Annotated in this window: 16 protein-coding genes and 1 tRNA gene; 15 read left to right on the top strand and 2 right to left on the bottom strand. The window is 43.5% G+C overall.

All coding sequences use genetic code 11. From position 1 onward, the window contains the following. Positions 1-34: 34 nt before the first annotated feature. From metG to KXD93_RS09140, 12 genes are all read left to right on the top strand, one after another. Positions 35-2,104 carry a methionine--tRNA ligase gene (gene metG, locus KXD93_RS09195; protein WP_258136739.1) on the top strand — a complete coding sequence of 690 codons (2,070 nt, stop codon included), beginning with the start codon at positions 35-37 and terminating at the stop codon, positions 2,102-2,104. 195 nt (positions 2,105-2,299) lie between these two features. Beyond that, a tRNA-Arg gene (locus KXD93_RS09190) sits at positions 2,300-2,371 on the top strand. Positions 2,372-2,477: 106 nt separating this feature from the next. Further along, on the top strand, positions 2,478-3,035 hold the full coding sequence (locus KXD93_RS09185; RefSeq protein WP_258136738.1) for a hypothetical protein: 558 nt from the start codon (positions 2,478-2,480) through the stop codon (positions 3,033-3,035). Positions 3,036-3,296: 261 nt separating this feature from the next. Continuing rightward, positions 3,297-3,914, top strand: coding sequence for a hypothetical protein (locus KXD93_RS09180; RefSeq protein ID WP_258136737.1), 618 nt, complete (start codon positions 3,297-3,299; stop codon positions 3,912-3,914). A 390-nt stretch (positions 3,915-4,304) separates the two neighbouring features. Then, the gene (locus KXD93_RS09175) at positions 4,305-5,579 is read left to right on the top strand and encodes a hypothetical protein (protein WP_258136735.1); all 1,275 of its coding nucleotides are present in this window, start codon (positions 4,305-4,307) and stop codon (positions 5,577-5,579) included. 287 nt (positions 5,580-5,866) lie between these two features. After that, positions 5,867-6,442, top strand: a complete 576-nt coding sequence (locus tag KXD93_RS09170; RefSeq protein ID WP_258136734.1) for a Crp/Fnr family transcriptional regulator — start codon at positions 5,867-5,869, stop codon at positions 6,440-6,442. Positions 6,443-6,509: 67 nt separating this feature from the next. Beyond that, on the top strand, positions 6,510-7,532 hold the full coding sequence (locus KXD93_RS09165) for an NAD-dependent epimerase/dehydratase family protein (RefSeq protein ID WP_258136733.1): 1,023 nt from the start codon (positions 6,510-6,512) through the stop codon (positions 7,530-7,532). Between the two features lie 334 nt (positions 7,533-7,866). After that, positions 7,867-8,181, top strand: a complete 315-nt coding sequence (locus KXD93_RS09160; RefSeq protein ID WP_258136732.1) for a DUF6660 family protein — start codon at positions 7,867-7,869, stop codon at positions 8,179-8,181. Positions 8,182-8,254: 73 nt separating this feature from the next. Further along, positions 8,255-12,640 carry a CusA/CzcA family heavy metal efflux RND transporter gene (locus tag KXD93_RS09155; RefSeq protein ID WP_258136731.1) on the top strand — a complete coding sequence of 1,462 codons (4,386 nt, stop codon included), beginning with the start codon at positions 8,255-8,257 and terminating at the stop codon, positions 12,638-12,640. A gap of 2 nt (positions 12,641-12,642) precedes the next feature. After that, positions 12,643-13,833, top strand: coding sequence for an efflux RND transporter periplasmic adaptor subunit (locus tag KXD93_RS09150; RefSeq protein WP_258136730.1), 1,191 nt, complete (start codon positions 12,643-12,645; stop codon positions 13,831-13,833). Between the two features lie 170 nt (positions 13,834-14,003). Further along, on the top strand, positions 14,004-14,873 hold the full coding sequence (locus tag KXD93_RS09145) for a universal stress protein (RefSeq protein WP_258136729.1): 870 nt from the start codon (positions 14,004-14,006) through the stop codon (positions 14,871-14,873). 58 nt (positions 14,874-14,931) lie between these two features. Further along, complete coding sequence (locus KXD93_RS09140) at positions 14,932-15,123, top strand: hypothetical protein (protein WP_258136728.1); 192 nt, start codon at positions 14,932-14,934, stop codon at positions 15,121-15,123. A 78-nt stretch (positions 15,124-15,201) separates the two neighbouring features. On the opposite strand, the gene KXD93_RS09135 is transcribed toward KXD93_RS09140, so the two are convergent. After that, complete coding sequence (locus KXD93_RS09135; RefSeq protein WP_258136727.1) at positions 15,202-16,077, bottom strand: universal stress protein; 876 nt, start codon at positions 16,075-16,077, stop codon at positions 15,202-15,204. Continuing rightward, positions 16,074-16,241, bottom strand: coding sequence for a hypothetical protein (locus tag KXD93_RS09130; RefSeq protein WP_258136725.1), 168 nt, complete (start codon positions 16,239-16,241; stop codon positions 16,074-16,076). The genes KXD93_RS09135 and KXD93_RS09130 overlap by 4 nt, the downstream gene beginning before the upstream one ends. Before the next feature lie 94 nt (positions 16,242-16,335). Between KXD93_RS09130 and KXD93_RS09125 the strand changes: the two genes are divergently transcribed. From KXD93_RS09125 to KXD93_RS09115, 3 genes are all read left to right on the top strand, one after another. After that, positions 16,336-16,506, top strand: a complete 171-nt coding sequence (locus tag KXD93_RS09125; protein ID WP_258136724.1) for a hypothetical protein — start codon at positions 16,336-16,338, stop codon at positions 16,504-16,506. Positions 16,507-16,578: 72 nt separating this feature from the next. Next, positions 16,579-17,247 carry a BON domain-containing protein gene (locus tag KXD93_RS09120; RefSeq protein ID WP_258136723.1) on the top strand — a complete coding sequence of 223 codons (669 nt, stop codon included), beginning with the start codon at positions 16,579-16,581 and terminating at the stop codon, positions 17,245-17,247. 160 nt (positions 17,248-17,407) lie between these two features. After that, positions 17,408-18,244 (top strand): putative universal stress family protein, encoded by an 837-nt coding sequence (locus KXD93_RS09115; protein ID WP_258136722.1) that lies wholly within the window; start codon positions 17,408-17,410, stop codon positions 18,242-18,244. Positions 18,245-18,365: the final 121 nt, after the last annotated feature.

Here is an 18,365-nt window from a genome sequence, read left to right as displayed (position 1 = left end):
GACTTTCCCGACTAAAACGGTATCTTTGCCAACTATGTCGCAATTGAATAAATTTAAGAGGTTTACAGTTACTTCGGCGCTGCCGTATGCCAATGGTCCGCTGCATATCGGGCACCTGGCAGGGGCATATTTGCCGGCGGATATTTTCGTACGCTACCTGCGCCTGCAAAACAAGGATGTAGTTTACATCTGCGGGTCTGACGAGCACGGCGCTGCTATCACTATAAAAGCAAAAAAAGAGGATACCACGCCGCAAGCCATCATTGATAAATACCATAACCAGATAAAAACAAGTTTCGAAGAGTTCGGAATTTCCTTCGATATCTATCACCGCACTTCGTCGCCTATTCATCATGATCTTTCGCAGGAGTTTTTCCTGAACCTGTATGAAAAGGATGAGTTTATTGAGAAATTTTCAGAGCAATATTTTGATGAGGACTACCAGCAATTTTTGGCCGACCGCTATATTATTGGTACCTGCCCCAACTGCAGCAACCCGAATGCTTACGGCGACCAATGTGAAAACTGTGGTACATCACTAAACCCGACTGACCTGATAAACCCTGTATCAACTCTAAGTGGCAAACCGCCGGTATTGAAACTTACCAAACACTGGTTTTTGCCGCTTGACAAGTACCAGCCATGGCTGGAGCAATGGATTGACACCAAGGAGGGCGATTGGAAGGTAAATGTGTTCGGGCAGTGTAAATCGTGGCTTAAATCGGGCCTGCAGCCCCGCTCCATGACCCGTGATCTTGATTGGGGTATCGACGTGCCGTTGGAAGAAGCTAAAGGCAAGAAGCTGTATGTTTGGATGGACGCGCCGATAGGCTATATCTCTGCGACCAAGCAATGGGCGCTGGATAATGGCAAGGACTGGAAGCTTTATTGGAAGAAGCAGGAGAATGAGGCCGATGAAGCCTGCCTGCTGCATTTTATCGGCAAGGATAATATCGTGTTCCATTGTATCATCTTCCCATCCATATTACACGCCCACGGCGAGTATATTCTGCCACAAAACGTACCTGCTAACGAGTTCTTGAATTTGGAGGGCGACAAGCTTTCCACCTCACGTAACCACGCAGTATGGCTGCATGAGTATTTAGAGGAGTTCCCCGGAAAACAGGATGAGCTACGCTATGTGTTAACCTCGATACTACCCGAGACCAGCGACAGCGAGTTTACCTGGAAGGATTACCAGGCCCGTGTAAACAACGAGTTGGTGGCTATTTTGGGCAACTATGTAAACCGGGTGATGATATTGATGCATAAATTTTACGATGGTAAAATTGAAGGCGACAGCGCCAAAATTGTGCTGACCGACAAACACATCGATGCAGAACTAAGCCGTTTTTATGACGAGATCCAGGTTAATCTTGAGGCTTACAAATTCCGCCAGGCATTGCAGAGCGTAATGGATATAGCCCGTTTAGGCAACCGTTACCTCACTGAGAACGAGCCCTGGAAAACTATAAAAACCAACCCCGATGCCGCTAAGGAAACGCTGCACAATAGTTTGGTATTGATCGGCCATTTGGCAACCTGCCTGCAACCGTTTTTGCCCGCTACGGTTAAAAAGATTGTAGGGATGTTGAACATCCCATTCAGCGCCATTGCATTGGACCAGGAAATGACATTTGAAAATGGGCACCAGTTGAATCCATCATCATTATTATTTGAAAAGGTAGAGGATGAGGTAATTGATGCACAGATCCAAAAGCTGCTCGATAAAAAGGCCGCTACCGCGCCTGTACAGCCTGCATTAGTGTCTGCCAAGGAGAACATCAACTACGAATCTTTTGCCACAATGGACATCCGCACCGGGACCATTGTAACTGCCGAAAAGGTAGCCAAAACAAAAAAGCTGCTGAAGCTAAGCATCGACACGGGGTTGGATACCCGCACCATCGTATCCGGCATCGCCGAATATTTTGAGCCCGAAGCCATCATTGGTAAAAAGGTAAGCGTACTTGTAAACCTGGAGCCAAGGGAAATAAAAGGCATCCTGTCGCAAGGAATGATCCTGATGGCTGAGAGTGCTGATGGCAAGCTGAGCTTTGTTACGCCGGGGGATGAAATGCATAATGGTTCGGTGATTAGGTAGATTGATGTGCAGATGTGCGAATATGCAGATGTGCGGATGAGGAAGCATGATGGCTTAACTTAGTCAACATAATCAACTACTTAACTCAATCAACTAATTTTTGCCTAACTCATTCAAAATTCGCACATTTGCACAGAATTCGTAAAGCGAAAAGGTAAATCCGAAATCGACAATCCGAATTCCGAAATAGAAACTGGTCCCGTAGTTCAACGGATAGAATAGGAGTTTCCTAAACTCTAGATATGAGTTCGATTCTCGTCGGGACCACTAAATGACCCACCGTATGCCAGGCATGGGAATAAATTGAAAAAGCCTTTAGATGATAATCTGAAGGCTTTTTTAATTTTCAAATGATTGTATCTTAGCGTTAGTTATGAGTGCTGATTATTATATGCCTTTAGGTTTTGGCTTAACTTCGAGAGACGTACGCCATTATTATGATCAAAATTTGCCATTAGCTGCTCATGAACTTGTCATTAGACCGCTTTTATATAATAGTGAGTGTGCCTATGTATATGGATTAGACTCAGGTTCTGAATTGTATATCAATAATCGAGATATATTGATTAAAGAAAAAGGAAAGTTTAAATTCGATGTTAGTCAAGAATGTATCAAAGGGCATGAATTAATATGGAATGTTCAAAGATGGACAAGAGGGTCTATTGTGATAGTATGTAAACCTGAAAGAATTGATTTCAAATCAATTCTTTCAGGTTGTTTTTATGTGGGTATAGCCGCAACACCAAATACGGGAAACACCCTTGCCGCCACTAAGTTTTGCAAAAAGGAGGCAGCTAATGGTTATTTAGCTTTTTGTTTCCCTGCATCAAATGGTTTAGACAGTATGCAGTTATATGTTGATGAGCCATTAAAGGCTTCACTTTTGAAAGAGTCGTTTAAATATCTACCTGATTTTCGAAACCGACGATAATTATCAATTTAAAATCACGACAAATTTTCCTCCAAACCCGCTGCACAATACAAATCACTTATAAAAGAGTTCGAGTTTTGTAGTCTAAGGACCACACTCCACCCATCCATGGGAAAGATTATTGAAAAAGCCTTTAGATGAAAATCTGAAGGCTTTTTTCTTAAAGGGCAGTTCGGTAATTTGTCCGTTGTAAATCATAAATCTTAATGCGATATTGAAATACTTTTGCACAAGAGTTTAATATTTCTAAATCACTATTGTATGCTAAAAAAACATTCAATTCTATTGGGAATAATTATTTCGATATTGTTGCTGTTTATAGCGACATGGCACTATCCCGGTGGGTCGCAAGTTGACAAAAACTCCGTTGGGTTTGACTGGAAAAATAATTATATAAGTAATCTTTTCGGTAAAAATGCTGTTAATGGATCAGGCAATTCAGCTCGTTTTTGGGCTATAGGAGGAATGATTTTCTTTTCGGCTAGTTTTGCTATATTCTTTGTTGAATTTTCAAAGAAAATACCGGCAAAGGGCGCCTCCAAAATAATAAAATATATAGGGGCCGGTGGTATGTTTTTTGCTTTTTTAATAGCAACCCCATTGCACGATATCATGATTACTATCGCTAGTACAATGTTTCTTATAGGGATGTTTTATATCACTGTTTTTGTTTTAAAGTCAAGGCTGCATTTATTTAAATGGCTATGTATTGTTTGGCTCCTTGTGTTTTATTATACGCTATACCTTTACGGCTCTGGTAGTGTTAAGTATTTACCAATAATGCAGAAAATTACGTTTGCCACTACAATAGCCCTAATTTTAGGGCTGGCATATTTTACGAAAAAAGAAGATTTTCAACAGATCAATCAGGGCAAATAAAACAGTTGTGAAGAAGTATGGGCCGTTAACATGGGCGCACTTTTCATTACCATTTTGTTTATGGCTCTTTTTCTTTTTGCGGAAGGAAACATATAACAAAGAATCTCAACAAATATATTGCGTGAATTAGAAATTATCCTCCAAACCCACCGCACAACCCAAATCACCCATAAAATAGTTCGATTTTTGTATATAATGCCTACATTTAACTCATATGGGATTTTAATTCGAAAATATATTTTCAGGCGGGCTAATAGTCATTAAGTTTCGGGCCGGGAAGCGGTGCAGGAATTGATTTATGATATTCATTAGACCTCAATTGTTGTCTGCTTGAGTAATTTGACTATATTAGGTATTAATCTGATAATCAGTTTAAATTAACCGGCCTTTATGAATTCCTTTGAGACTTTTTTAAATGATGTCATCTTGTTTATCAAGAAGTTTTTCACCACGTTTTATGCACTGATGTTTAAACCGGGCGAAATCATAGCATCAACAGGCGATAATAAACCCCATCATTTCGTTAATCATACCATCTTCTTTTTCATAAGTCAGCTGATCTGTTTTGCTGTCTTAAAATCGCTGGCTGACGATGGAGTAATCAGCTTCATCCCATTGGCATTTTCTTCATTAAGCAACGATAGTTCGGTTGTAATATGCATGTTGTTGATCCCATGCTATTTTATCCTGTTAATCACAACGCTTGGATTAAACGCTATATTCAAAACTACGCAAAACGAGCAACAACTATTTGTAAGGTCATCTTTCTATTACGCTGCCGTGGGTATGATTATTTCGACGATAATAGTTTCTATCAGAAGTTATGTTTTACCACACTTTGATCCTTATTATATGATTGATGCCTTTGTTAATAGCGTGGATTGGGGCGGCGTAAATTATTATGTTCAAAAAATCGAATCAGACGTTTATCAATTAAAGCCATCAAATGCAGTAGAGCAATTTAGGAACTATAATCTTGTAGGTAATGTTTTCACCGCCATCGATAATATTATCTGTTTGTTAGTCCCCGCCATTTTTCTGGTTCGATACCGAAAAATAGTTGGCAAGTTTAGTCTGAAATATTTGATGCTCCTCCTGTTTTGCCTGGGTGCCTATCAAGTCAACGATTTTTTCATCAGATTTTATTATCCCCAGATTTATTCTGGCAGTGCAAATGCCGGTTTAGCATCGGTGAAATCAAACCACTCAGGCTACTTCTCAAGAAAAGTAAATATCAAGCTTAGCGAGGCGAATAAGGTTGGCCAACGTAAATTAACCTTAAATTTCTATTTCAATAATAAAACAAAAAATAAAATCTACCTGAAAAACGACATTGATGTGATGTTATTATTAAAGAGAAATGGCCCGGAAAATGACAAAGACAGCTTGCGGGAAGTTCGGTATGAAGGATTTAAATTGGATTCTGCCAATAAAAGTGACATTATCGGCTGTGATGCTCAATCCGTGTCTAATTTTCAACCCTATGACATCGCCAAGTCATTTGATTCTTATAATCTGGAAAATTGTTGCGATCGCCTCTATAATGGAAAAAAAGACAATATATATGCTTGTCTTATTAAAGTTACGGTAATAGATCTGTTTTCAGAGGAGAGGGAAATCATTACTATATTTTTTAATCCAAATGTTGCTCCTCAAAAACTATGATTTTGGAAATTCTTATTTGAACGTATAAAGTAAGGGAGATATTCAGCCGGTTTAGACATCCAATCAGGAATAGCAAAAGTGCTGGTGTAAAAACCGACTTAGTTTGATCTAATCATTTCTCCAAACCCTCCGCACAATCCAAATCATTCATAAAAGAGTTCGAGTTTTGTAGTTTAAGGACCACATTTCAACCCATCCATGTGAACGGCATGGGAAAGATTATTTGAAAGCTCTTAGATCGAAATCTAAGGGCTTTTTATTTTAGATTTCTTTATTAACTTGGTGGTATGCATAAATACCTGCTAAATATAATATCTCAAAAAGTTTTGTTAACCGAAGCTGATAATGATTTATGCAAAGCGTATTTTGAGCCGGTGCTGTTGCCTAAAAACAGAATTGTTGAGCAATCCGGCTACATACCCCAATATTTGTATTTTGTTGTAAAAGGCTTTATGCGCATTTTTCATTACAATGAAAGTGGTGACGAAGTAACAACTCATATTAATTGTCCCCCGGGCTTTTTAACATCTTACTTTCATTTTATTAATCAAACTAAATCTGATGAAAGTGTAGAATGCATTACGGAATGTGAATTACTTAGGATCACAAAGCCCAATTTAGACTGGCTTACGAGTCAAAGCGCAGCCTTTAAAGATTTTAGCATACAGATATTTCAGCAATCAATAACATATAATGAAACCCGGTCAAGAGAATTAGCCACATTGACTGCGGAACAGCGGTATAAAAAACTGATTGAGCACTATCCTGTTATCATCCACCATGTACCGGTGCAATATATAGCGTCCTTTTTGGGTATGAAACCGGAAAGCTTGAGCCGCATACGCAAACGGATGCTTTCCTAACATTTGTCAAGTGGATTAGCTTTCATAGTTGGCAGATTTGAACCATTAATTATTAAAAAAATAAGAAATGGAAAATCAACAACTATCATTAGTTAACGGTGCAAATGGGCACCTTGGCAACAATTTAGTACGATTGCTTATCAGTAAAGGTATTCGGGTACGTGCATCGGTACGGGATATTAGTAATAAAAAGCCCTTCGAAGGACTGGATTGCGAAGTAGTTCAATCGGACATTACAGATAAACAGTCCCTGGTAAGGGCATTGAAAGGCGTGGACACTTTTTATGCTGTTGGCGCTGCGTTTAAACTATGGGCAAAAGACCCTCAAAAAGAGCTATATGACATAAACCTTAATGGTACCCGTAATATTGTTGAAGCAGCCGCCGAAGCCGGGGTTAAGCGGATTGTATATATAAGCTCGATAGCTGCGTTAAATTATACCAATATCCCCGTAAGAGAAAGCTATGGTTATAATCCCGATCGCAGGGATTTGTACTACAACTCTAAAAACGATGGCGAAAAGTTAGCTTTTGAACTTGCAAAAAAGCATAATATTGAGTTAGTAGCTGTGTTGCCATCAGCAATGATTGGAGGCGAGGCATTTGCACCATTAAACGTATCATACAATATCATAAAGCTAATTTTGCAAAAGGAGATTCCCGTAGAAACCAATATTGCACCTAATTGGATAGATGTGAAAGACGTTGCTGAAGGCTGTTATTTGGCAGCAACCAAAGGCGTAAACGGGGAAAGGTATATACTGGCGAATGAAAAATGCACCTCCATTAAGGACACTACTAAAATAGCACAGCAACTTTTTCCTGATTTGAAAATTAAATTACCTGTTGCCGTACCGAAAATAATTTTATTCGGTATAGCTGGTTTAATGGAATTGGGGAGTAAAATAAATGGCAGAGCTCCGTTACTAAGTATTAAAGACATCGCGATGTTTTCAGGATTGCAGCAGGACTTTGACGGAACAAAAGCAAGAAAGGAGCTGGGCTTTAATCCTAAGCCTTCAGCGGAGGTTGTAAAGGAATCGATGCAATATTTGATACAGCATCAATTGGTGCAATTAAACGCATCTTAACCTCTTCGCTCAATACGGCTGGCGTGTCATTCCTCCAGATTTGCTGCATAATGCAAATCAGGCAGTCTAAGGACCACTAAGCGAACCTAACCGCTAAAAGCCACTAAAAAGTGGCGAAAAAACCTACAGACACTTAGTTTGTAGGTTTTTTATTAGCAGTTTTAAACATAGTCCGATGAGTAAATAGGGGAGTTGATTCCCCAATAATCGAACTCACCTGCTTCGATATATTTCCTCATATTTCAACTAATCCTTTTAATGGAAAGGCAGTTAATAATATTAACGCTTTTGTCTGGGTATTCCATTTCTTTAGTTTTTCATATCTTTGCAAAGAATGAAATATCTGGCTATCATATTCAGTTTATATTTTGTCCTGCTGGCTGTTCTGCCATGCCAGGACAGGGATGATATGATTGCGGGTGTAATTCATCAAACTATTCAAAAAGGTCATTCTGCTAATGACGAAAGAGGCCAGGAAACCTGTCCACCTTTTTGTACCTGTTCATGCTGTTCTACTGCAAAAACATTAACGACAACCATTACCACCGCCGTTTTCACCAGATCAGTTACACGTGAATATCCTGGTTACAGCATACCTGCTGTTCAGGAACAGCCGATCAAGATCTGGCAGCCTCCTCAAATAGCTTAATACGAAGTTTTTAGTCTTTTCGCCTGCAATCAAATTGCACGGCTTTCCGTATTCGTATTAATTTTTACAATTTATGTTTGACAAGATTATCGCGTTCTCTATCAGGAACAAGGTAACTATCGGTATCATGACACTGGTATTAATACTGGTGGGTGTTTACTCCGCGTACAACCTTCCGGTCGACGCGCAGCCGGATATTACCAATAACCAGGTACAGATCATTACACAAGCGCCGAGCTTAGGCGCACAAGAGGTGGAGCAGTTCATTACCGCTCCAATAGAATTATCCATGGCTAATATTGCCGGGATCATCGAAAAACGCTCCATATCCCGGTCGGGAATTTCCGTTATTACCATTGTATTTAAGGATGATATTGATATTTATTGGGCAAGGGCACAGGTTAATGCACAGCTCAAAGAAGCGGAAAATGGAGTTCCTACTGGTTTAGGTGAACCTATCCTAGCCCCAATTACTACAGGTCTTGGTGAAATATACCAGTATGTACTGCATGCTAAAAAGGGGTATGAAAAAAAATATACGGCAACAGATCTGCGTACCATTCAGGACTGGCTGATACGAACCCAATTGGCAGGAACGGTTGGCGTGGCCGAGGTAAGCGGCTGGGGTGGTTATGTGAAGCAATATGAAATTGCTCTGGATAATGATAAGCTCAATTCTCTGGGCCTGACCATCCCCGAGATCTTCGAAGCCCTGCAAAAAAATAACGAGAACACTGGCGGCTCTTATATTGAGCAGCAAAGCAATGCCTATTTTATCCGGGGATTGGGACAGGTGCAGAACCTGGATGATATTCGTAAGATCGTTGTCAAGAATGGCAAGGGCTCACCTATCCTTATCCGTGATATTGCAACGGTACAATTCGGCAGCGCGACCCGTTATGGTGCAGTGACCAGGAATGGTGAGGGCGAAGTGGTGGCTGGTGTTACCCTGATGCTAAAAGGCGAAAACTTTAGCCAGGTGATAGAGAATGTTAAAACCCGCATGGTGCAGATCCAAAAATCACTGCCTGAAGGCGTAGTGATAGAGCCATTTATCGACCGGACGGAACTGGTGGGCCGGGCAATCGGCACAGTAGAACGCAACCTGCTGGAGGGTGCGCTGATCGTTGTCTTTGTATTAGTGTTGCTTTTAGGAAACCTGCGAGCTGGACTGGTCGTAGCTTCAGTTATCCCCTTAGCCATGCTGTTCGCCTTTTCCATGATGCGTTTATTTAATGTTTCCGGCAACCTGATGAGTTTGGGCGCAATTGATTTTGGCCTGATAGTAGATGGCGCGGTAATTATTGTAGAAAGCGTGGTACATCATATTACCACGGGCAGTTATAAGCAAAAAGGGGTTGAAAAACTAACCACGGCTCAAATGGATGTGGAGATTAGGGACAGTGCCAGTAAACTAATGAAGTCTGCCGCGTTCGGGCAAATCATTATCCTGATCGTTTACCTGCCGCTTTTATCTTTAGTCGGTATCGAAGGAAAAATGTTCCGGCCTATGGCGCAAACTGTAGCCTTTGCCATTTTAGGCGCTTTTATATTGTCCTTAACCTATGTGCCGATGGCCAGTGCTTTGTTTTTAAGCAAAAAGACCTCCCATAAGCCGAATATTTCTGACCGTATTATAGGGTTCCTGCAAAGGATTTATCAAAAGGCGTTGGTAGTAGTGCTTAAAGCCAAGGTGATTACAGTTACTATAGTGTTTATCTTATTTGGTATTTCCATATGGGCGTTCAGCCGCATGGGCGGCGAGTTTATTCCTACGCTTGAGGAAGGCGATCTGACCGTGGAGATCTCCATGATGCAAGGCACTTCCTTGACCGAGGTTGTCAAGACCTTTGGTAAAGCGGAGAAAATATTGAAAGACAAATTCCCAGAGATCAAACAAGCAGTCACGCGCATCGGCAGCTCGGAAATTCCCACTGATCCGATGCCAATGGAAAAGGGCGATATGATGCTGGCCATGAAACCTAAAGGAGAATGGAAGACGGCTAAAACCCGTGAAGAAATGACGGAGAAAATGGAAGAAGCACTATCCATTATTCCAGGTATTAACATAGAGATATCCCAACCGATGCAAATGCGTTTTAATGAACTCATGACCGGTATCCGGCAGGATGTAGCTATCAAAATATACGGGGACGACCTGGATATACTGGCTACACAAGCTAATAAAATTGCCAAGATCATTGCGCCTGTCAAAGGCGTAAGCGAACCATATGTAGAAAAGGTAAGTGGTTTGCCGCAAATCCAGGTGGCCTATAACCGCGATAAAATGGCGCAGTATGGTTTGAATATCAGCGATGTAAATATGATCCTGAAAACGGCCTTTGCAGGCAGTGTGGCAGGTGTCGTGTTCGAGGGTGAAAAGCGATTTGATATGGTCGTTCGACTGAATCGTGACCTTAGGGAAAACATATCTGGTGTAGAGAACCTGCTCATACCCTTACCATCAGGCAACAAAGTGCCTTTAAGCCAGGTGGCTGACATTTCCTTTAAGGATGCCCCGGCGCAGGTTTCCCGCGAAGATGGTAAACGCCGCATCTATGTCGGCTTTAATGTAAAAGACCGGGATGTGGAAACAACAGTTAAGGAAATACAGGCCAAACTGAACAATGGTTTAAAACTGCCATCGGGATATTACCTCACTTATGGCGGCCAGTTCCAGAATTTACAAGCTGCTAAAGCCCGTTTATCTATTGCTGTTCCGGCAGCATTATTATTTATCCTGATCCTGCTTTATGTTACATTCCGTTCAGTAAAACAAAGCCTGCTCATCTTTACCGCAGTGCCGCTGGCCTCGATGGGTGGCGTAGCTGCTTTATTATTACGGGGTATGCCATTCAGTATATCGGCTGGTGTTGGCTTTATCGCCTTATTTGGCGTGGCAGTGCTCAATGGTATCGTCCTGATCGGTTACTTTAACCAGTTGAAGGAAGAAGGCATGGACAATATTTATGACCGGGTATTGGAGGGAACCAGGACCAGGCTGCGCCCGGTACTGATGACCGCTTCGGTGGCGTCACTCGGTTTTTTGCCAATGGCTTTATCTGGCAGCGCCGGAGCCGAAGTACAAAAGCCATTAGCTACGGTCGTGATTGGCGGACTGATCACAGCTACATTTCTTACCCTGTTTGTGCTGCCTTGCCTGTATTTATTATTTAACCGGAAAGAAACGATAAAGGTGAAAGTGCCCGGCGTACCCAAAGTGCTGGTTGTTTTAATAATGATCGGCGCTGGAATGCTGTTTCAGCCCTCAGTTGCACATGCGCAAAGTGGTGTGCCGCTGACTTTAGACAGTGCAATTGCCAAGGCACTGCGGAATAATTTACAAGTACGCTCAGCCGGGCTTTCCGTCGAACAATCGAGGGCATTGCAAAAATCGGGTACAGATATTCCTAAAACAGAATTGATGATCACCCAAGACCCGACCAGTGGCGGCAATATGGATAATTCCATTGGCGTCATTCAAAATATTGCCTGGCCGGGGCTGTATAAGCACCAGCGCAAACTCCTGAACCAGCAAACCATACTTGCGGAAAGAACAGGCAATATTACCCGTGCGGAAATTACACGTAATGTCAGGAATGCATATTACGCTTACCTGCTTAACCGGGAAACATTGCGAATCCTGAATTACCAGGACAGCATCTACAACGGCTTTGTAAAACGGGCTGAGATCAGGTTAAAGACCGGGGAAACATCCAACCTTGAACTTTTCAGCGCTAAAAATAAATACCAGGAAGTGCAGGCGTTAAAGATAGGCGTGCAAGCGGACCTGAAGAGCAATGAACTGGCTTTAAAGCAATTGCTTAACACGAGCGAACCGATCATCGTTGCCGAAAGTAAACTGCCTTTATTGCTGACGTTACCGGCGGATACCTTGAACACTGCGCGTAACGCGCAGGTAAATGCCGAATTGCAAAATATCGAAGTGGCGAATGCACGTCTCGCAGTAGAAAGATCAAAAGGAATGCCCGACCTGAAGATCGGTTACAACCAGCAATTGGTGATCTCCGGTTTTAACCCGGCAGGTATAGACCGCAGCTATTCTACCGGCACTCGCATCGCTGGTTTGCAACTTGGAGTGGCTGTACCGATCTTCAACGGGGCCAACCGTTCACGGGTAAAAGCAGAAAAAATATCCGGACAGATCGCACAAACCAATTATGAGAATGCCCAAAGCCAGGTTCGACTGCAATACGAACAGGAACTGCAGCAATACCAGAAATATCGGCAATCGGCAGAATACTATACTTCCGGTGGGCTAAAACAGGCGGATGAGCAGCTGCGCATTACGCAGGTTTCCTTTAACCTCGGCGAGATTGGCTATATCGAGTATATCTCGAACATATCTGCCGCCGTGCAAATCAAATTAGCGTATATCGAGACGGTCAGCAGGTTAAATCAATCCGCTATTCAATTACAATTTTTAAGAGGAGAATAAACATGAAATATCTAACCTATAGAGTATATATAAACGTCCTTCTGATTGCCGGGACACTATTGGCTTCCTGTTCCGGAGGTTCAGAAAAAGCGGGTAAAAAAGAGAAGGACACTACTAAAACCGAAAACAAAGAAAGCGGACTGGAATTGAGCGCCGAACAAATGAGATCTGTCGGGATTGTGACCGGCCCTATTGAGCAAAAGAACCTGGATGCGGTTGTCAGGGCGAATGGGCAGTTGGCCGTTCCGCCACAAAATAAGGCCGATGTCAGTATTTTATCTGGCGGCATTATCAGCAATATAGATGTATTGGAAGGACAGCAAGTGCACAAAGGCCAGGTATTGGCAACCATTAAAAATCAGGACTTGATCAAGCTGCAACAGGATTATTTAGCGGCCAAAAACAATTTTACTTATGTGCAGGCAGAATACGACCGCCAAAGCCAGCTAAAGGCCGCCGGGGCCGGAACGGGTAAATCATTCCAGGCTTCGGAAGCGACTTATAATGCCGAACATTCCCGGCTTACCGCTTATGAAAGTCAACTACAGCAATTGGGTGTATCGCCGGGCAGGATCAGTAACGGCCATATCGTTTCCCAATTCCCGGTCACTTCACCGATTAGCGGCACCGTTGGCTCCATCACTGCTAACATTGGGGCATACGTTCAGCCAGGTACCTCGATCATGGAAGTGGTGGATAACTCCAAGATCCATTGTGATCTTACCGTTTTTGAAAAAGACCTGATGTTGGTAAAGGTTGGCCAGAAAGTGAGTTTTCAACTGACCAACCAGGATAACGAGATCATCACAGGTGTAATCAATGGCGTTAACAAATCTTTTGAGAATGAAAGCAAGGGGGTGATAGTTCACGCGGTGATAAATAATAAGCAACACCAGAACCTGATCCCCGGTATGTATGTGACCGCCCTGATCAGTACCGGCAGCAAACTAACCGCCGCCGTACCTGTTGATGCGGTAATCCGTTCGGAGGGTAAGCAATACATTTTTGTCTCATCGATGCATAATAAAAATGGTAAAACCATATTTACTAAAATGGAAGTAACGACAGGTGTGTCAGAATTGGGTTATATCCAGGTCACGCCCTTAACCGCTTTACCAACGAATGTACAGATCGCGACCAAAGGCGCATTTTATTTACAGTCTAAGGCTGCCGGTGGTGCTGGGGAAGAATAAGAGATCATCAAAATGGAAAACGAGCACTACGCCAAATAGCAACAAAGAAATAACCGAGAGCTGATACCGGGCGCGGCCAACGCTATTGTTAAATATCAGATGTTTAAGTGATAGGCGTCATTTTAAAAAGGACTCCCAAAACCGAGCTTCGTAGGGAAGAGAATCCTGTTATGAAAAATATCCTGGTACTGACCGATTTTTCTGCATGCGCCAAGCGCGCGGCCGAGACAGCATTGCCGATCGCCGTAAAGCTCGGCGCCGATGTGCTGCTGGTGAATGTTTATCCCATTACACCTTATTTGCCGCCAGTGGATTCAGCCGTTTTGCCGGAAAGTAGTGCAGGAGCAAAAAGGGGCGAAAGTACCACCTGCCTGAACCGGGAGGTCCGGCGGCTGGAAAAACGCCTGCGGGCCATGGAGCTACCCGGCCGCGCACCGGTCATCCGGCCTATACCGCTGGAAGGCCAGCTGGCAGAGCGTGTTTCCGCATTAGCCCGGCGGAAAAACAGCGTGATGGTCATGATGGGTGTTTCCGGTAGATCCTATGGCGACCTGCTCTTCGACGGCGAGGTCAAAGCCGTTCTTCGGAAGGTCGGTTGTCCTGTGTTTGTTATACCTTTGAGCTGGGCCGGGCCGGAAATACAGCATATACTATTTGCTACCGACCTCGCCGCAGCCGATGAAGGGGTGATAGGGGAACTGGTTGGTTTGTCCACCCGCTTGAAGTCCCGCTTGAGTTTGAGCCACGTGTCCAGACCGGTACTGATTCCGGATTTTGCAGAAGAAACGCGGACCTCGGCGTTTATGGAAAGAGTCAGGAGCCTTTATCCCGGTATCCGCTGCCATCTATCACGGGAGGCCAATATAATGGGAGCGCTGGAAAAGGTTGGCGCGGAGAAACATGCGGATGTGATTGCGCTTCGGTATCAAAAACATCCTTGTTGGTACCGGCTGTTCCATCAAAATCCCCTCAGGGAAGCAATCATACAAGGAAAAATGACTCTGCTGGTCTTTCCCGAAAATTCTCATAGCCATGACTAATTTCACCAGGACTTAAGGCAAGTTTTAGGTTATAATGCAAGGATCCCCGAAAATTTGAATGAATATTATCAGCCGGTTGAAAAAAGAATGTACCAGCCCGGCCAGGGTTGAAAAGCCGTTGCTCCAATTTTTAGTTATACCCAAGCTGCAAATCGCGAGATTTGCGGCTTTTTTTGTATCGTTCATCCGCCTGGCCTTATTGTTTAAAAACGGGATCCGTGCATCCCCTAAAGAACTTGTTGTAAACTAACACGGCTGTTTCTATTGACCGCCCCTAAAAAATGAGGTTCTTAATAAAAAAAATGAAAAACTATAATTGTTTCTGTGGTCAACTAGATAAAGAATTATTTTTTTCAAAGTCAGGTGGAAAGATTAAAACTGCTAAGCCGTGTTGAGCAATGGTCTCCTTTGTTTCACTATGACCAAATACCCGAAAAATAAAATCATGATGGCCAGGCGTCATCGCGAGCAAACAGGCACCGGTTTCGTGGCAGTAATCCTGCAGCCGTTGACTGATCCGGTCGCCAGATAGTTGCCTGTAAGTTATCTGGTAGCTATCCAGGTGGTTAAGATATTTCCGAAAAGCGACCTCCGGCTGAATTTCAGTAACCACTTCGCCGGGCCGAACAACATGCACGACCTCCAGTTTAAAACCGAGCGGCGGCGCTATCTCCAGCAAGTAGTTTACCGCGGAAATATCGGCGACGCCAAAATCTGTGGCAAAAACAACTTTTTTTAGCTCGGTAAGCTCCACTTTCTCCGGGATAATCAGCACCGGTTTCCTTGCTTTCCTGATTACAGCAGCGGTGTCGCTGCCGGTAATCAAGTGATCCAGCGCTCCGCCGGATCTGCCGCCCATAACCACTAGCCGAATATCCTGCTGACCGGAAAGCGCTTTAATATTTTCACTCAAGTCCCCCTCGCCATTTACATAGCTGATTCGCGGTTGGTAACCAGGGAAATTCTGTTCCAGTGATCTGAGCGATGCCGCCTCCCTGCTCAAGTTTTCTTCAGTGTCTTTGAAAAGTATACCTGCCGTTACTGTTACATAAGAACCAGCGTTATAATCAGGGACAACCGGAATGTATTGAACCGTATGATATAACAGTAAATCGGTGTTTAATTTTCCGCAAAGACGAACAGCAGCAATGGCGGCATGGGCCGCATTTGCTGTAAAATCAGTGAGTACAAGTAGCTTTTTCATTTGCTTTTCTTTTTTAATGCCCGCCATAATTTAAGTGCTTCCTTTTGCATTTTTTTCATATGTTCTATCCCGCGGGCTTGTTCGTCTTTTTCGCACAGGGGGTATTCCGTTTCCAGCGGACGCCTGCCGCCGACAGAAGGACTCGAGTTATTCCTGTTAAGCATAATCCTGAATTTGATACCTTCAAAGTTAACATGGGCGCTGGGTTGAAGAATGATGATCGACACGCAAATAACTGATCTTAAGCATATTAAGCCAATGTATGTCCCAATCAGTACGGAAAGCAATATCATTTTTCGCCATGAAGAACAGTCTTTTATTGTTAACCTTTTTTGGGGCCGCAGCTCTGATAAAAAGGAAATGGACCTGCGCTTGACCTCCCGCGGCCTGGCCGAGAACAATAGTGATGAGTATCAGAAAAGCGACTGACCGCTATCATGGTATAATTTGCTTATAGCACGGTACTTTGCCTGTAATTAATTACATCTTAAAAGATAGGTTATGAAAACAGACATTCAAATCCAAAAAGACGTGATGGACGAACTGAAATGGCAGCCATTTCTGAATTCATCCGAGATCGGGGTTGCCGTAAAAAACGGTATTGTAACCCTTTCAGGAATTGTTGATTCTTTCCCCAAAAAATTAAGCGCCGAAAGAGCGGCGAAAAAAGTATCCGGTGTTAAGGCGATAACCGAAGACATCCAGATCGGTGTGTCACCCGCTTATCGTAAAACAGATGCCGAAATCGCAGAAGCGGTGTTTAATGCCCTTAAATGGCATTCAGCCGTGCCAGAAGAAAAAATAAAAATAAAGGTGGAAGACGGAATTGTAACCCTGGAAGGCGAACTGCAATGGGAATACCAGCGGGCGAACGCCAGGACGGCCATCCAAAATCTTTCCGGTGTACGTTCGGTGGTTAACCTGATCTCCATCAAACCAAAACTGAATCCATTTGAACTTGAACAAAAGATCACGGCTGCGTTCCGCAGGAACGCTACTGTTGATGCCGGCAGGGTAAACGTGAGCACGATCGGCAACAAAGTCATTTTGACAGGTACCGTGCGCTCATTCGCCGAAAGCGAAGACGCTGAGGACGTGGCCTGGGCAGCGCCTGGTGTTTACCAGGTGGAAAACAACCTGGCCATTGAGGAACCGGAATTTGCGTTTTGATCCATTTAAAAGCTTCTGTTAGAGAATGGCGACAAGCGTATGAAGGTAAAACTTAACGAAAACGGGGAATTTATTTAAACCCCTGACTAAAACCAACTCACAAAATGGGGAAGCTTTCGCGAATACAGTTTGCGGGAGCTTCTTTTTAAACATAAATTCTATGAAAAAGTTAATGATTGCGATAGAAGCAGAAAAACCGGACCAGCAAAGCATTGCATTCGGCTGTTATCTTGCCCGGCTCAGCCGGTCCGGGCTAACAGGTATTTTTCTGGAGAATCTTCCTGCCGAACTTACACCCGGCGTAAAATTCGCGTATGGCAGCGTCTTTGTGGAAACAATCGATAACCGCGATCTGCCTGAAACAGAATTTAAGAACCGGGCCAGCACGGAAAGTATCCGGACATTTAAAACTGTGTGCGAAGCGCAAGGCATCGCCTGTCGGGTCCACCGCGATCAGGGCATCCCAGCGGAAGAATTGATCGCCGAAAGCCGGTATGCGGATATTATTATTACCGGACCAATGGTATTCGCATCCTCGCCTTTGGATAAGCCTGCCGGTTTGGTAAAAGAGCTGTTGACTAAGGCTGAATGCCCCGTGATTGTCGCTTCTTACCAATCTAAACCGATTGACAAGATCCTATTTGCCTATGATGGGAACGCTTCATCTGTATTTGCGATCAAGCAATTCACGTATTTATTTCCTGAACTGAAGGACGCTGAAATTACAGTACTACAGGCCGACAAAGACGCGGCATTCAGCGAAGGGCAAAAGGAAAAATTGTATGAATACCTGAAGGAACATTACAGCCGGATCAATTTTAAGGACCTGCACGGAAAACCGGAGGATGAACTGTTTGATTATACGCTGCGCCAGATTAACGCATGCCTGGTGATGGGCGCGTTCGGACGGAACTGGCTATCCAGTCTTTTTAAAGCAAGCACGGCTGAAATGGTAATCAAAATTAATAACTTGCCGGTATTCATCGCCCACCGGTAAACATGATGGCGATGAGAGATCAAACTAACAAAGTTGATGAAGGGGCAAATCGCTCGGGGCTTAGGGATACCGGCGAGTGTTCAAGCCCTTTTAGGCAAGGGTATTGACCTGCCCGGAACCC

It is taken from the genome of Mucilaginibacter phenanthrenivorans, assembly GCF_024721155.1.
Classification (GTDB): Bacteria; Bacteroidota; Bacteroidia; order Sphingobacteriales; family Sphingobacteriaceae; genus Mucilaginibacter; species Mucilaginibacter phenanthrenivorans.
This window is presented reverse-complemented; position numbering and strand designations above follow the sequence as displayed.

Excerpts from the sequence above, each read along its gene's own strand:
- metG (WP_258136739.1), top strand. The coding sequence starts at position 35 with ATGTCGCAATTGAATAAATTTAAGAGGTTTACAGTTACTTCGGCGCTG.
- KXD93_RS09185 (WP_258136738.1), top strand. The coding sequence starts at position 2,478 with ATGAGTGCTGATTATTATATGCCTTTAGGTTTTGGCTTAACTTCGAGA.
- KXD93_RS09180 (WP_258136737.1), top strand. The coding sequence starts at position 3,297 with ATGCTAAAAAAACATTCAATTCTATTGGGAATAATTATTTCGATATTG.
- KXD93_RS09175 (WP_258136735.1), top strand. The coding sequence starts at position 4,305 with ATGAATTCCTTTGAGACTTTTTTAAATGATGTCATCTTGTTTATCAAG.
- KXD93_RS09170 (WP_258136734.1), top strand. The coding sequence starts at position 5,867 with ATGCATAAATACCTGCTAAATATAATATCTCAAAAAGTTTTGTTAACC.
- KXD93_RS09165 (WP_258136733.1), top strand. The coding sequence starts at position 6,510 with ATGGAAAATCAACAACTATCATTAGTTAACGGTGCAAATGGGCACCTT.
- KXD93_RS09160 (WP_258136732.1), top strand. The coding sequence starts at position 7,867 with ATGAAATATCTGGCTATCATATTCAGTTTATATTTTGTCCTGCTGGCT.
- KXD93_RS09155 (WP_258136731.1), top strand. The coding sequence starts at position 8,255 with ATGTTTGACAAGATTATCGCGTTCTCTATCAGGAACAAGGTAACTATC.
- KXD93_RS09150 (WP_258136730.1), top strand. The coding sequence starts at position 12,643 with ATGAAATATCTAACCTATAGAGTATATATAAACGTCCTTCTGATTGCC.
- KXD93_RS09145 (WP_258136729.1), top strand. The coding sequence starts at position 14,004 with ATGAAAAATATCCTGGTACTGACCGATTTTTCTGCATGCGCCAAGCGC.
- KXD93_RS09140 (WP_258136728.1), top strand. The coding sequence starts at position 14,932 with ATGAATATTATCAGCCGGTTGAAAAAAGAATGTACCAGCCCGGCCAGG.
- KXD93_RS09135 (WP_258136727.1), bottom strand. The coding sequence starts at position 16,077 with ATGAAAAAGCTACTTGTACTCACTGATTTTACAGCAAATGCGGCCCAT.
- KXD93_RS09130 (WP_258136725.1), bottom strand. The coding sequence starts at position 16,241 with ATGCTTAACAGGAATAACTCGAGTCCTTCTGTCGGCGGCAGGCGTCCG.
- KXD93_RS09125 (WP_258136724.1), top strand. The coding sequence starts at position 16,336 with ATGTATGTCCCAATCAGTACGGAAAGCAATATCATTTTTCGCCATGAA.
- KXD93_RS09120 (WP_258136723.1), top strand. The coding sequence starts at position 16,579 with ATGAAAACAGACATTCAAATCCAAAAAGACGTGATGGACGAACTGAAA.
- KXD93_RS09115 (WP_258136722.1), top strand. The coding sequence starts at position 17,408 with ATGAAAAAGTTAATGATTGCGATAGAAGCAGAAAAACCGGACCAGCAA.